The sequence below is a fragment of the Thermoplasmata archaeon genome (genome assembly GCA_038851035.1).
GTDB lineage: Archaea > Thermoplasmatota > DTKX01 > VGTL01 > VGTL01 > JAWCLH01.
In genome coordinates this window covers 15,407-30,377 of sequence record JAWCLH010000024.1, presented here as the reverse complement: position 1 = coordinate 30,377, position 14,971 = coordinate 15,407, and the positions used below count along the sequence as shown (strand labels likewise).

7 protein-coding genes are annotated in these 14,971 nt (G+C 63.7%); 2 read left to right on the top strand and 5 right to left on the bottom strand.

Annotated features, from left to right (window positions below; all coding sequences use genetic code 11):
* Positions 1-272 precede the first annotated feature (272 nt).
* Together QW379_07990 and QW379_07985 are read left to right on the top strand one after the other, a co-directional pair.
* Positions 273-4,187, top strand: coding sequence for an FG-GAP-like repeat-containing protein (locus tag QW379_07990; GenBank protein ID MEM2870340.1), 3,915 nt, complete (start codon positions 273-275; stop codon positions 4,185-4,187).
* A gap of 27 nt (positions 4,188-4,214) precedes the next feature.
* A complete protein-coding gene (locus QW379_07985) occupies positions 4,215-5,207 on the top strand; it encodes a GDP-mannose 4,6-dehydratase (GenBank protein MEM2870339.1) in 993 nt (330 codons plus the stop codon).
* 127 nt (positions 5,208-5,334) lie between these two features.
* Here QW379_07985 and QW379_07980 read toward each other — a convergent pair whose 3' ends face one another.
* From QW379_07980 to QW379_07960, 5 genes are all read right to left on the bottom strand, one after another.
* Complete coding sequence (locus tag QW379_07980) at positions 5,335-6,051, bottom strand: D-sedoheptulose 7-phosphate isomerase (protein MEM2870338.1); 717 nt, start codon at positions 6,049-6,051, stop codon at positions 5,335-5,337.
* Between the two features lie 550 nt (positions 6,052-6,601).
* Entirely contained in the window at positions 6,602-7,621 is a 1,020-nt protein-coding gene (locus QW379_07975; protein ID MEM2870337.1) for a GHMP kinase, read from the bottom strand.
* Between the two features lie 848 nt (positions 7,622-8,469).
* Positions 8,470-8,814, bottom strand: coding sequence for a hypothetical protein (locus QW379_07970; GenBank protein MEM2870336.1), 345 nt, complete (start codon positions 8,812-8,814; stop codon positions 8,470-8,472).
* A gap of 1,333 nt (positions 8,815-10,147) precedes the next feature.
* On the bottom strand, positions 10,148-12,814 hold the full coding sequence (locus QW379_07965) for a clostripain-related cysteine peptidase (protein ID MEM2870335.1): 2,667 nt from the start codon (positions 12,812-12,814) through the stop codon (positions 10,148-10,150).
* A gap of 332 nt (positions 12,815-13,146) precedes the next feature.
* Positions 13,147-14,943, bottom strand: a complete 1,797-nt coding sequence (locus tag QW379_07960) for a CARDB domain-containing protein (GenBank protein MEM2870334.1) — start codon at positions 14,941-14,943, stop codon at positions 13,147-13,149.
* Positions 14,944-14,971: the final 28 nt, after the last annotated feature.

Below are 14,971 nucleotides of genomic sequence, written 5' to 3'. Positions count from 1 at the left end.
TTTTATGCATGCATGTCCATCCGGCCGAAGCTGAGGCCGGTCCCGATAGCCTCCCGTGGGCGGCGGTTCCCCTGTGCCGCAGCGCCCCTCACCGCCCCACCCACCCCCGCCCGCCCCCCCTCCTCCGTCGCAACCCCCCACTCAACGCCTCCCCCTCCCGACCTAATACTTTCCAAACGGCTTAATACGGCTTAATAAAACCAACGGGTTGTGGAATATTATTAAATAATTAAATCATTGTAGAGATATACCGACCAGTAGGGGTGAAATGAATGGCAAGAAGAGCACTCGGCGCCGCCCTCCTGGCATTGATCCAGCTCGGGACATTCCTTTGCGTCCTTCCCGGCCTCACGGACGAGGCGGAGGCTGAGAAGGGGCTGGTCAATGCGTTCACCAATGGAAACAGTGTCCATGAGATGATTCTGGAGGAGCGCGGCGAGAACTGGAGCCTTGCATTCAGGCTTCCAGCCAACGCCACCGTCGTGAATGCCACTTTCAAGGTGACGGGAGAGTTCCTCGAGAGGGTGCGGCACGTCGACCACACAAACGACGCCCCCGAGGGATGGGGCGGGGAGGGAATGAACCAGCCAGAGGCGAACAACACGACCAGCGCAGACAACGGTGAGAACCTCGTCCTGCACCTATCCCAGCTCGGGCCCCTCTTGCCGCGCGTGACCTTCGGCGCCGGCAGCAACCCCACTGGCATCGCGGTCGGTGACATCGACTCGGACAACAAGAACGAGGTGGTGGTCTGCAACCAGGGCAGCAACAACATCACCGTCTACGACACAGGCTCCAAGGGCCTGACCTATAAGGCCACATACTCCACCAGCTCCGGCCCTTGGGACGTCGCCATAGGCGACCTGAACAACGACGGCAGGAAGGACGTGGTGGTATCCTGTGGGAACAACGCCATCTGCTACATCGATGTGTTCCTGCAGAAGAGCGATGGAACGCTTAGCTCCAAGGCATCGTACCAGGCGAGCACCTCGAACTCGAAGGTCTACTTCGTAGACGTCGGTGACGTCAACTCCGACGGCCTCGACGACGTCGTCACTGTGGACCAGAGCAACAACTACCTGAAGGTGTTCCTGCAGAATTCGACCACGGGGACTCTGGACAGCGCGAAGGACTACACAATAAGCAACGGCGGGAGCGGAATTGCCATTGGAAACGCGTTGATGAGCAGCAGTGGGAACGAGGTCGCGGTTTACTACGAGCCCCTTCAGTACTACAATTATTATATTAATCCCACGCTGGCTGTCTACAAACAGACCAACGGCTCACTTGTTAACTACAAGACCTTCACGATGAGCACGTGGGTCTACTACTATGGCAAGGTGGGGACGCCGCGCCCGGTTGCAATCGGGGACGTGAGCGGAGACGGGAGGTCCGACGTGATTGTGACTTGGGGAGACTACTACGGCTCCTGCCATATGTTTGTGTATTTACAGGACAGCAATGGGGAGCTAACGTCCTACACTGACTACACCTCTAGTGTCACCTCCCCGAGGGACATCGCGATTGGAGACATCACTGGGAACGGAAAGAACGAGCTTCTCCTCGTCAATGTGGACAGCAACAACTTTGTCGTCTTCAACCAGACCGCTCAGGGCAAGCTCAACCAGCTCAGGAGCTATCAGGCATCAGGAACGGGGCCGACCGGAATAGCGATCGGCGACGTCAACGACGATGGCAAGAACGACGTCGTCGTTGCTGAGAGGAGCGCGGGCAATGTCGGAGTGTACTACCAGCCCGCCTGGTTCAACGGCTCCTTCCTGTCGAAGAGGCTGACGGGCCCGAAGCCCAACGACTACGCCGTCATCCTTGGCGCGAGGGTCTACTGGAACGTGACCAACAACGGAGAGCAGTCCACAGTCCTGATATCCAACGACGACGGTCGAACATGGGAGAATATAAACAACAAAAAGGGGCAGTGGATTAAATTCAACACCACTGGCTCCGCCCTCAGGTACTGGATATGGCTGAACTCGTCTAGGGGCCACGTAACCCCAAAATTCCACGACATCTCAATAGACTATAGATACGGGGCCGACCCCAAGGACATCCAGATCGACATCTGCAACGACCAAGAGAACTACGAGTACATCCACAACGGGTTCCTGAACGGCTCGGAGTGGGTCAACGATTTCTCAGCGACCCTGAACCGTTACATCCAGGAGAATCAGGACCTGAAGGACAGCTATGGGTACATCACCATTCCGATCTACTTCAGATGGGGAGGGATGGGCAAGCTGACCTTCAGCGACATCCAGATAAGGTATAACAGGCCCTCCTCCAGACCCACGCTGCTGGAGCCTCTCGACGGGCAATACGTCGGCTCCATACCCGTGCTCAGGCTCGTGTGCACAGACCCCGACGAGGACATGCTCCTTTACCGCGTTGAGATATCCGAGAAGCGAGACTTCTCGACTATGGAGCGGGTTCTCGACATGACCTCGAGCACCGTTGGGTGGACAAACGCCAGCTACAGATCCGGCGAGGTGGCGGAGTTCGAAACGCCCCCGCACATGATGTTCCCGAGCGGCAAGAGCTACTACTGGAGGGCCAAGGTGTTCGACGGGACGGTCTGGTCCGAGTACTCCCGGGTGGGGAACTTCAGCATAGACAGCGAGGCGCCGCTAGCGATGGCGGTCTCCCCGCAGTACACGAAGGACAATCAATTCGAGGTGAGGTGGGAGGGCAGCGACCCGATGCCGGGCTCTGGGCTGGCCGAGGCCCCGTTCGATGTGCAGTACAGAATCGACGACGGGGAGTGGACCGACTGGAAGGTGAGGACCGCAGAGACCTCGGCGATATTCACGGGGGAGCCGGGGCACACCTACTACTTCAGGGCCAGGGCAATCGACGTGGCGGGGAACAGGAAGATATACAGCGGTGGGAACGGGGACACGAGCACCACGATAGATCCCAACCCGCCATCCTCGAGGGTGGAGCCGCTGCCGGAGTACATCTCAAGCACGAGTTTCACGGTGGGCTGGACGGGGACGGACGGCGCGGGCGGGAGCGGTATAGAGAGCTTCGACGTTCAGGTGAGGGACGGGAACGGCCCATGGATGGATTGGCTGCTCGGGACCTCGAGCCTGAGCGCGGACTACGTGGGTGTTAATGGACACGTCTACTACTTCCGGTGCAGGGCGCGCGACAGGGCCGGCAATTTGGAGGACTATCCGGACGCTGCTGGCGATACACGGACGGAGATCGACACCACCCCGCCCATGGGCAGCGTGGAGGATGAGGGTGCGGAGACGCCGAGCGCCGTGAGCCTGAGGGCAAGAATGAAGTTCTCCGACCCGGAGAGTGGAATCTCGCGTTACGAGTACCGGGTTTCCACTTCTGTCGATGGTCCGGAGATTGTTCCCCCGACCGCCACGACCGAGACCGAGGTCGAGATCGCGGGGCTCAATCTCTCCGTGGGCGGGATGTACTTCATAGGCGCGAGGGCGAGGAACGGGGCGGGGCTGTGGAGCGCGTGGGTCTGGAGCGACGGGATAATAGTCAGCGCCGCCGGCATAACGGCCAGCCTCAGCTACCCTGAGGGCGTGCAGAACGCTCGCGAGATACTCGTCGAGCTCGGCGGGAGCGAGGCGAGCGGGGCGAGAATTGTCGATGGCGACCTCGAGGTCAGGAGCGCTCCGTACTATAGGGGCGAGCTTGGGAGCTGGGGGAGCTGGAGCGAGGTCGGGACGGACGGGGGGGACCTGGGCAGCGTGGTCTATGTCGGCGAGAGAGGGATGGTATACGAGTTCCGCTATAGAATTCGGAGCGAGTATGGGGTGTGGAGCTCATTCGTCGTCGGAGACCATCGAATTCGGATAAACGCACCCCCCGTTGTGGTGCTTGGGCCGGACCTGAGCTGCGAGGCCGGCAAGAGCCTCGCGCTGGATGGAACGCGGTGCTGGGACCCCGACGGGGACGGAATCGTTGCCTGGCTCTGGGACTTCGGCGACGGTAGAAACTCGACCGAGGCGACGGTGAAGCACAGGTGGAGCAAGCCCGGGAGCTACACGGTCACACTGACCGTGAGCGACGGGAACCTGACCGCCACGGACTCCATATCGGTGGTGGTGCGCGAGAGGGCGAGCGTGACGACGCCCGGCTTCGAGGGAACCGCCCTGCTGGCGGCCGCGGCCCTCCTCCTCGGGCTCTGGAAGAGACGTAAGTAGGGCGCCCGCGAATGGCTGGCGAAGCCCATGAAGGTCCTGATAATGGGTGCCTCGGGCTTCATCGGCTCACACCTGGCATCTCATCTCATCTCCAGGGGCCACGAGGTATGGGGCACTTGGTTCTCAGAGAGGGAGAGAACCGCGCTAGAGGGGATGGGGGGGAGGGTGCGCCTAGTCCGCTGCGACGTCAGGAAAAGAAATGAAGTGGAGAGGGTTCTGAGAAGGTGCAGGCCGGAGAGGGTCTACCACCTCGCGGCCCAGAGCTTCCCCACGGTCTCGTGGAGGCGCCCCGCGCTCACGATTACGACCAACGTTATAGGCACAATCAACCTTTTCGAGGCCATCAAGGGTCTCGGGCGCGGGGGGCGCGAGCTGAATGCCCGCGTTTTGATCGCGGGTTCAAGCGCGGTCTATGGGCTGGTCAATGAGGACGAGGTACCGGTCAGGGAGGACCACCCCCTCAGGCCCCTCCACCCCTACGGCGTGAGCAAGGCGGCGCAGGAGATGCTGGGCTATCAGTACTTCAAGAACTTCGGCATCTGGAGCGCCACTGCGAGGATATTCAACACGACGGGCCCGGGCAAGGTGAGCGACGTTTGCGCGGACTTCGCCTCCCAGATCGCGAGAATCGAGGCGGGGCTGCAGAGGGGACCGATGAGGGTGGGGAACCTGTCGGCGCGCCGGGACATCACCGATGTGAGGGACCAGGTCAGGGGTCTGGAGGCGGTGATTGAGAGGGGGGAGCCGGGCGAGGCCTACAACCTCTCGACCGGTCGCGCCGTCCGAATTCGGGATATTCTGGAGCACCTGATCTCACTTTCGACCGTGAAGATAGAGTACCGTGTGGACCCGGCCCTGCTGAGGCCGACGGACGAGCCCGTGATAATGGGCGACAGCTCCAAGGTGAGGAGGGCGACGGGGTGGAGACCCAGGATACCGCTCCGTAAGACCCTACAGGACACGCTCGACTTCTGGAGGAGGAGGGTCGCATCACGAGCCCCCGGCCCCCAGTCCGCCTGACCCGAGCCCGGCGCGCGCCGCGCTGGCTGAGGGGTGGCAATGAGGGTGCCTAAATGGAAGCGCGCAGCCAATCGCGCCGATTGAGGCCGTCCCGGAACCCGTCGCTCCCCGCGGAATTCCGAGCGGCTCAGCGCCGCGCGGGGCGGCCCCCCCTCGCTCCAGCTCGAGCGGGAGGGGCTCGGGCGCGCTCGCCGAAGAGCTCCCTCTCGACGAGCTCGCAGAGGATGTGGCCGAGGGTGATGTGGACCTCCTGAATTCTGGGCGTCTTCAGCGAGGGCACGGTGATGCAGAGCTCGCACTCCCTCCTCATCGGCTCCCCCGCCAGCCCTGTCAGGCCGATGGTCCTCGCCCCCCTCTCCCTCGCCGCCCTTATGCCCTCGAGAACGCTCGGCGAGCGGCCGCTGGTGCTCAGCGCCACTGCAACGTCGCCCTCGCCGACGAGAGCCTCGATCTGGCGCGAAAAGACGTACTTGTAGTCGGAGTCATTGGCGATGGCGGTCAGAGCGGAGGTGTTGACGCTCAGCGCGAGAGCTGGGAGGGCGCGCCTCTCCAGCTGGAACTTACCGACGAGCTCTGCCGCCAAGTGCTGGGCGTCGGCGGCGCTGCCGCCGTTCCCGAAGAAGACCGCCTTCCTACCGGCCCTAAGCGCATCAGCGATGATACCGCCGGCGAGGGCTAGCTTCCCCGCCTCCTCCATCGATAGCTCCATCTTTGTCCTTGCGCTCTCCTCCAGAGCCCTCAGGACCGTCTGGAGAGCGTCGGCGGGGGGCGCGGCCTTCCTCGCCCGCGGCGTCACACCCCTCCTCTTCCTCGAGTTTTTGCACTTCTTTCTATCGACACCCATCTCCGTCACCCGTCTCTCTTACCCCCGGGCCCTCCTCTACCCCGCCTTCCGGCCCGCTATGCGTCCCGCCCCCCGTCGTTTCTTCCCCCTTCCTCCTCGCCCCGCCCTCGTTGTCCCGCAAAGCCCCCGCTCCACCATTTCCATTCTATCTTTCCCGCTCCACCTTTCCTGCCTCCTCTTTCCCCCTCCACCATTTCCATTCTATCTTTCCCGCTCCACCTTTCCCGCTTCCTCTTTCCCCCTCCACCATTTCCATTCTATCTTTCCCGCTCCACCTTTCCCGCTTCCTCTTTCCCCCTCCACCATTTCCATTCTATCTTTCCCCCTCCACCATTTCCATTCTATCTTTCCCGCTCCACCTTTCCCGCTTCCTCTTTCCCCCTCCACCATTTCCATTCTATCTTTCCCGCTCCACCTTTCCTGCCTCCTCTTTCCCCCTCCACCCCCTTTTGTTCCACCAGTTCCCGCTCCAGCGCCGCGTACCTGCCCCCCGGCTTGCGCCGCCGCATCTCTCCCCAGCGCGCGCCGCATCGCGCTGACCGGGCGCCGGCTATCTCCCGGACTCGTTGACCTCCCACGTCCTGAGCCCGTGGGGCTCGAAGCCGAACTCCACGACCTCCCCGCCCGCGCGCTCCAAAGCCTCGGTGACAAGGTGCTTCCGCCTGAAGTCGCAGTACAGGAGCATGTAGCCGCCCCCGCCGGCGCCCAGAATCTTTCCTCCGATCGCGCCCTTTCTCCGGGCGAGCTCGTACATCCTCTCTATCGCTGGGTTTGTGATGCGCCGCGCGAGCTTCTTCTTCTCCAGCCACCCTCTGTGCATGAGCTCTCCGAACTCCTCCAGCCTTCCGGTCAGGAGCGCGTTCTTCATCTCGATGGTCAGTGCCTTCATCCTGTCGAGCGCTTCCATGACGTCTCTTTTCTTCTCCACGTAGGACCTGACCTGGTCCTTGATGATGTTTGCGGATAGGCGAGTCCTGCCAGTGTAGCAGAGGACGAGGTGGTACTCGAGCTCGTTCAGATAGTTCTCTGGGACCTTCAGGGGGTTGACAACGACGCGGTCTGGGTTGAATTCGATGAGGTTGAAGCCGCCGAAGGCGGCGGCGTACTGGTCCTGCATCCCTCCGGGAATTCCGAGCTCCCTCCTCTCGATGTCATAGGCCGTCTCGGCGATCTCATAGTCCGTCATCGGCCTCTTCAGGTAGTGCCTGAGGAGCCCGACGAGCGTAACCGTCATCGTCGAGGAGGAGCCGAGGCCGGAGCCCGGCGGGGCGTCGCTGTGCAGGAATAGCCTGAGGCCTCCGCTCACGCCCATCTTCCTCAGCGCCGCCTTAACGAGGTCGAGCTCGCCGTTGTAGATGAGGTCGGAGGGCGTGTCGTAGCTCGCCACGACGTTGTAGTCCAGCGACCTGACCTCGACGCCCCTCCTCTTTGCGGGAATCAGGGTGCCGTAGGCGTACTTGTTGATGCTCGTGCTGAGCACCACCCCGCCCCTCTCCTGCGGGTAGGGCGGAACGTCGGTCCCGCCGCCGCAGAAGCTGATTCTCAGCGGCGCCCGGCTCCTGATGAGCAAGCCAACACCGGCGGGGGGAACGGGCCGGGCGGCTAAAAAGGTTTCCGGGGGCGCAGCCGCGGCCGCGGCCGCGCGCTTTCGGCCAGAATGGACGCGCGCCCCGCCGCTCCAGAGAGCAGCGCGAGCGTGGTGGAAGCGGCTCCCGGCCCGTTTCGCTGGGGCTTCAATCTGGCCCGATGGGCCCCAGAGTAAGGCTGATGGTGTCTCAATCGTGCTGGACGGACTTTCTGCCGAGGCCGATGGGGCCTCAATCGGGCCCGATGGTCACAAGAAGAGGGTCGATGGGGCATCAATCGAATCCGATGGGCCCTAGAGCGGGGGCCAATGGTGCCTCAATCGTGGCGGAGGGACTTTCCGCCTGGGTCGATGGGGGCTCAATCATTGTGGAGGGGCTTCCCTTAGGGGCCAATGGGGCTTCAATCGTTGCACACGGGCTCTCTGCGGGGGCCAATGGTGCCTCGATCGTTGCGGAGGAGCTTCCCGGCGGGACCGAGGGTGCTTTAATAGTGGTGGATGGGCTGCTCGCCGGGGTCGATGGGGGCTCAATCATTGTGGAGGGGCTTCCCTTAGGGGCCAATGGGGCTTCAATCGTGGCGGATAGGCTTCCCGTCGAGGTCGATGGGGCTTCAATCGTGGCGGATAGGCTTCCCGTCGAGGTCGATGGGGCTTCAATCGAACCCGACGGGCGCCAGAGCGGGGTCGATGGTCCTCTGGTCGGGGTCGGCGGGCCGCCGGTCGGGGCCGATGAACCTCACGTCGGCGCCGGCCCGGTCCCCTCCGAATTCCGGGGGCGGGCCTGCGGGGTGTCCCGGCGGCGGCTCATGGAAGCGAGCGCGCGGGTCTGGCGCTCAGGGGACCGCGGGCGCCTTCCGCAACTTTCCCTCGGTGGCGGGCTCCAGCTCCATCATCTTCGGCGAGCGTGGGCCGTACTTCGCCTCCCAGCGCCTCTTCAGCGCCGCCTCCTTCCTCCGGAGCTCGCGCATGGCGGCGTTGACCCTCTGGGTCGCGGCCTTGAGCTCCGCCTTCAATTTCTCCTGCTCCTGGTTCTCCCTCTCGAAGGCCGCGATGTCCCTCTCGAAAACATCGAGCTCGTCCTTCAGGTCGGGGAAGTCCTGGAGGTTCCTTCTCGTGGCGAGCAGGTAGTGCCGCCACCTCATGATACAAGCGCTCGTGGCCTTGCTCTTCTCCGGCATCCGGTCACCGGGAGGGAAATCGACCCTCGGGATTATTACTCTTCCGGCCGCGTGGGAATTCCGCCGGGTTCCCGTTTGCACGGCGCGCAGCGCCCGTGCGCGGGTTCTCGCGGGAAGCGAGCCAAATCCCCGTGCGTCCCGCGGGCGCCCAGCCAGCGCCTCGCGCGGGCGCGCCCCGGGAGCCCAGGATGCAGAATATTTATATTCGATAAAACATAGGGAAAAGCGCCGATGACGCCCTTCTCGCTCCCCCCGCATCCAGCCCCCTCAAACATCCGGGCCATCCACTGCCCCGTCTACCAGACCAGCGGGGTGGAGAGCGTCCTTTTCTGGATGCTGGTCATAATGGCGATAATACTCGGGGCGGGGCTGGTGATCTACTTCTTCTACATCCGCTACACCTCCGAGATGGACCGGCGGGCGGCGAGGGCGGTGATTGAGGCCCGGAGAAGGGCGGCCCAGAGGGCCCGCGTGCCCCCGGTGCCCCCGGCCTACGACTCCTACCAGCCCTACCAGTCCTACCGCACCCCCTCCTACCCACCGGCCTACCGCGAGCCCTCCGTTGAAGTCGTCTCCGAGCCCTCCGGGGCGCCGGCGGCGTCCTACGACAGGGAGCTCGGGATGATCGACCGAATTCTCCACGAGGAGGACCGCAAGCTCCTGCGCGAGGAGGCCCTTGAGCCAGAAACCGGGCCGACTGGGGAGGAGGTCCTCTTTGTCGAGGACGAGCCTGAGGTTCTCGAGATGGAGCCCCCGCCCCGGGCCGTCTACGAGGAGGGCCCGCTGGCTGAGGTGATCGGGACCAGTAGAGGTGCTGGAGGGGCCGCCGTGAGTGGAGCGGCCGCGCCGCCCGCGCCCCGCGGGCCCGCGTGGAGGGAGGGAAGGCCAGCCTTCGGCACACCCCTCCAGCAGCCGGACGTGGCGCCACCGGCGGTCCCGCCGCCCGAGGAGCCCGCGCCTGAGAAGGACTTCGTCCAGGGTCCTCTGGCCCTCGTTCTCCTGCAGAAGGACATCGAGCGAACCATTTCCAAAAAGGCTCCGCAGCCATCGATTCCCCCGACGCCGAGGCAGGGGAAGCCAGAGGTCAGGCCACCACCGCCCGAGCCCCCGAAAGCCCGGGGCGTGGACATGGACGCCCTGACCTCCCAGCTCAAAGCCCTCCAGGAGAAGAAGAGGGAGGAGTTGAGGAGGGCGGAGGAGGAGAGGCGGAAGGCGGAGGAGAGGAGAAAGGAGGAGGAGAGGAGAAGGGAAGAAGAGAGGCGGCGCAGGGAGGAGGAGGCGAGGAAGAGGGAGGCGGCGGAGGCCGCAGGTGCCGCGGGAGCGAGGTCGCAGGTCACGGAGGGGGAGCTCCCAGTCTCGCGCGCCCAGGAGGCGGTCCCCAGCGAGGAGGAGAGGCGCCGCCGGGAGGAGGAGAGGCGGAGGGAGGAGAGGAAGAGGCGGTGGGAGGAGATACAGCGCAGACACGAGGCCGAGACGGTTGACGATGTTCTGAGGAGAATTGGAATTCGCTAGGCCTCCCGCTAGGTCCCCCCACGACCTGAAGGCCCAAGCCCCCTTTCGACACCGCCGATTCCGCCGCGCCGCAGCATCTCCCTCCCAGATTGTCCATTGTCCAGTGTTGCTTCCCGTCAGCCTCCCGCCCCCCCCCCCCCCGGGCCGGGAGCGAGCACCCTCCTCCGTCCCCTCCCCGGGGCCCGCCGCCCCTGCCGCCGACGCCATGGTAAGCCCTCAGGAAGTCGTCCCAGAGGTGGGAGGCGCTGAGTGCCAGGGAGGTGTACGAGGATTTGTAGCCGGACGGGTTTCTTGGGAAGAAAATCGAGATGCCGCGCGAGTTCGGCCTCTGCGCCCCCGAAATGCTGAGCGCCACCGCCGAGTCAATGGCTGAAATGAGGGCATCAGCGCTCGCGTTCAACGAGTCGCTCGAGCTTCTTGAGCGCAGCTCCCTGACGAAGTGGTGGAGGTCCATGTAGTCCGGCTTTCCATAGGGCTCCACCCTCATCCTGGCCTCTGCGATGGCCGGGCTCAGGGGGCTCAGACTGCCCATGAGCACTCGCGAGAGGTTGTCCAGCCTGAGAGCCACCTCCTCCAGCGCGTCCGCCCCGACCGCTGAAATCGTGAAGGTCTCGTTGTCCTCGGGCCAGGGCTTTCCGTCGGTGTAGGCTTCAGCGAAGGTCCTGACGGCCTCGACCGCGAGCTCCCCGGCATCCATGGAGGGGCGGGCTCCCAGCTTCTTAAGTAGCTCGTCGTAGCTCTGGCCAGTGCTGGGGTCGATGTCCTCCGAGCCCACGATGTACTGTACACTGCCCCTCAGGGGCCACCCGGTCTCGAGCATCGCCCAGTAGCAGACGTCGAGGTGGAGGACATCCAGAGGGGCTCCCCTCACCTCGGCGAAGGCGCGCACCGCGGAGGCGACGCCCTCTGTAGAAATTCTTGAGTTGCCGTCGGAGAAGTCCTGCAGGATGCCCGGCCACCCATCGCCGTGCCCCCCGATTACCAGCATATAGTTTTTGGCGGGGAAGTGCTCGAGGCCCCAGAGGAGGAAGTCCTGGAGGGTCTGCTCCGACCCCGTGTTGACCTCGCCCAGGCTCTGAAGGAGCCTCGAGCCGATGGACCCCATCTCGCCGTCCCGCTCGATGCGGTACCTGCGCGCCTCGCTCCAGTCCCCGCTCGAGGCGTCGTAGTTGGGGTGGCGGTCTAGCTGTGCGACGACGCTGATATTCGCGTCCGAGCCAACGCTCTCCATCTCGTTTATGTCCTCAATCAAGTAGGGCTCGAGGTCGCTGTCTGCACACATGTAGACGAGGACCGTCCAGAGCGCCGTCCTCCTCAGCGCCCTCACGGTCCAGCTGCGCGACGCGGTGTCGGCGCCGTCGGAGAGCTCGGCGCGGACGGTGTGGTTTCCCAGAGCGTTGTATCCAGGCACATAGTCGAAGCTCCAGCCGTAGGCCGTTGGGTCGCTCGCGTTGTCCACGAACCACCTGACGCTCAGGGGGTCGCCGTCCTCGTCCCACCCCCACACCGACAGCCGGAGGGGCTCGTACTCCCCCGTGGCGACCTCCTCCACCTCAGGCTTCACCTGTGAAATCACTGGGGGGCGGTTCAGGTTGTCAACAGTGACCCTCCACTCGACGCCGGTCTCAAGGAGGCCATCGGAGGCGCTGGCGCGGACGGTGTGGCCCCCGTGGGAGTAGTAGTCGGTTGTATACAGCCACCTCTCACCGGTCCCAGCCACCGCTCCGTCAAGGTACCAGACCACGCTCACCGGGTCTCCGTCGTCGTCCACGGCCTCCAGCGAGAACTCGACGCTCTCCAGCTCCCTGATTTTGACCCCCCCCTCCGGCGACCTCCACACCACCCTCGGGGCCCTGTTCACATCCAGCACCGTGATGCTCCAGACGGCCTCGCAGAGGGCGCTCCCGTCCGAGGCGACGACCCTGACCCGGTGCTCCCCGGCCATGGTGTAGTCGGTCTCGAACCTGAACGATGAGCGGCCCTGGCCGATGTGAACTTCATCGGCGAACCAGCTGAGCACGACCGGGTCTCCGTCGGCGTCGGCGACCTCGACCGCGAGCTCGAGGGCGTAGCCCTCGCTCACGGTGAGGCTGCCGGCGGGGGGGTCGGTCCGAATGAAGGTCGGGGGGTGGTTCACCCTCATTACTGTGACATTCCACTCGTGCCGCGCGGTCAGGTAACCGTCAGAGATAACGGCGGTGACCGTGTGCTCGCCGACGGCCCTGCCGGGATGGTAGACGAAGACGAAGGGCGGGGCCGAGGTACAGTTCAGAACACCGTCGATGTACCAGCTGCACCTCAGTCGGCCGCCGTCGGGGTCCTTGGCGACGACCCGGAATGTGACACAGCCCCCCTCGGGCAGTGCGGGGCTCCCGGAGGGCTCGAAGCTCTCGACGACAGGAGGGTGGTTGAGGCTTGGGCCGGTGCAGCCCGAGAGCAGAACCGCAAATGCCGCAACTGCAGCGAGGGCCGCCGCCCGCCGGGTCATCAGGGGTTAAAAATGAGGGTGGGTCTATATATAGAGTTTGGTCGGCGCGGCGGAGCGCGGGATAAAATGGGTAAAGGGCGGAGGTGGCGGGACGTGGACACGCCCGGCCGCGGGACCTCTGAGGCCCTGAGGCTCTGGGAGGCCGGAGCGCAACGCCATGTGGGATCGAAAATGGGCATTACCCGCGCGAAGACACGACGCGCATCCTCCGGTGTTGGTCTGGAGGATTGATAGAGCCGGTGAATTGGCTGTGTGAGGGAAAGACAGTCCTCCGCTCATCGAGGGGACAAAGGAGGAAAAGAAAAGGAAAAAAGGGGGGAGGAAGGGCCTACTCAGCCCTTCCTGCGCCTCAGCAGCACCGCCGCAATGGCTATCGCCGCGGCCAGGGCCACGACCTCGAAGCCCGGCGTGTACTTCAGGCTGCACTTGGCCTCCGAGGTCGCGGGCGCGCCCACGTCCCCTGTCAGGGTGACCACGGCCTTGTGGTCGCCCTCTCCCTTGACCTTCCAGGTGTAGGTCTTGGTCGCGCTCGCCCCCGGCGCTACCGTCACGTCCTCCCTGGCGATCTGTTTTGTCTTCTCCATTATCAAGACGGTGACGGTCCCGGAGAGCTCGCCGGTGTTCTGGAGCACAAGGGTGAGCGTGTAGCTCTGGGTGCTGTCCCTGGGCTGGTCGGTCTTGGACTTGGGCTTGACGGTGAAGCTCGATATCTTTATTGCGGCGGGGTTCAGCCTCCTCCCGACGTTCTTGGTCACATTCGCCTGAGCGTCCAGCGCCTTCGCGAAAAAGGTGTGGTTGGCGTCGGGGTCGCCGGTTATCGTCACGTTGACCATAACTTCCTGCGAGGACCCCACCGTCAGGTTGAACGGCTCGCTGGCGCCGAGCTTGGTCGTGTTGTCGTAGAACTCAACAACCATCTCCACAGCGTCGGCGGTGCCGACGTTCTTGACAGTTGCCCGGAGCTGGACCGTGTCGCCGATTCTGATTCCATCCGGCACCGTGAAGTCCAGAATCTGCATCCTGGGCACTCGGTCGAGAACGGTTACCGTCGCGGTGGCCTCAGCCTCACCGGCCCTTGCCTTAATCACCCTCTCCATGTCCCCCGTTGTCGGTGAGAGAGTGATGGTGAAGGTCACCTCCTTCGTGGCTCCCCTAGTCACATCGACCTCGCCCACGCTCCCGGCGCTCGTCTCGCCCTCGAAGAACTCAACGGTCAGGTTGAGGGCGTCCGCGGTGCCGTTGTTGAAAAGGGTGGCCGTGACCGTCACATTCTCCCCCTCGAGCGCCTGCGCCGGACTCACGGAGATGTCTTGGATGGTCACATTTGCTTTGGGAGTAGCGAGGGTGATGTTTGTCTCGGCCCAGACCTCGCTGCTGCGGAAGTCATGCATGGCCGCTCCAATCTGGTACTCGCCATCCGTCAGCTCGGAGAAGTTGGTCTCGAACGTCCGCTCGACCGAGGCTCCGGCCATCACCTCCGTCCCGATAGACCCGAGGGTGCCCTCGTCCGTGGAGCTCTTGTAATTAAAGTTGACGCTCGCGGGGCCGTCCTTGTTCCCGTTGTTCGTGAGCTTCACCGTGATGGTGACCGTGTCAACGCCGATGAGCGCGGTGGTCGCGCTCAGCGTCACCTCCGTTATCACGATGTCGCTCGCCAGGAGTCTGTAGTAGCTGGTGGCGACGGTCTGGTTGGCCTCGTCTGTTCCGTTGATGGCGATGACCTCGATTGTGAAGTCGCCGTACTCCGTGGAGCTCCACTGCCAGGTCTGTTCCCTGAACTCGCCGACGTTGAGAGCTCCTACGTGGGTGCTCTCTTTCAAGTTCCCGTTCACGAGCAGCTTCAGGCTGAGGTCCGTGACGCTCTCCTGACCCTCGGCCAGGGAGACATTGGCGGTTATGTTCACGGGCTCGCTCGCGCTCCAAACCGAGGAGTTGTCGTGGCTCCCGTCCGGGTTGGTGAATGTCACGCTGACCACGAAGCTCCCCGCCCTGCCCTCCGCTGCACCGGCGGGCGCGGAGAAAGCGAACGCGCTCATAAGAAAGCCGAGCGCCATCAGCAGGGCAGTGCCTTTCATGCTGGTTTCTCTCATATCGCTCCACTCCCGTTTGTGAATGGTTACTGCCCCCATTTAAATACTGAATATAAATAATTTTCCC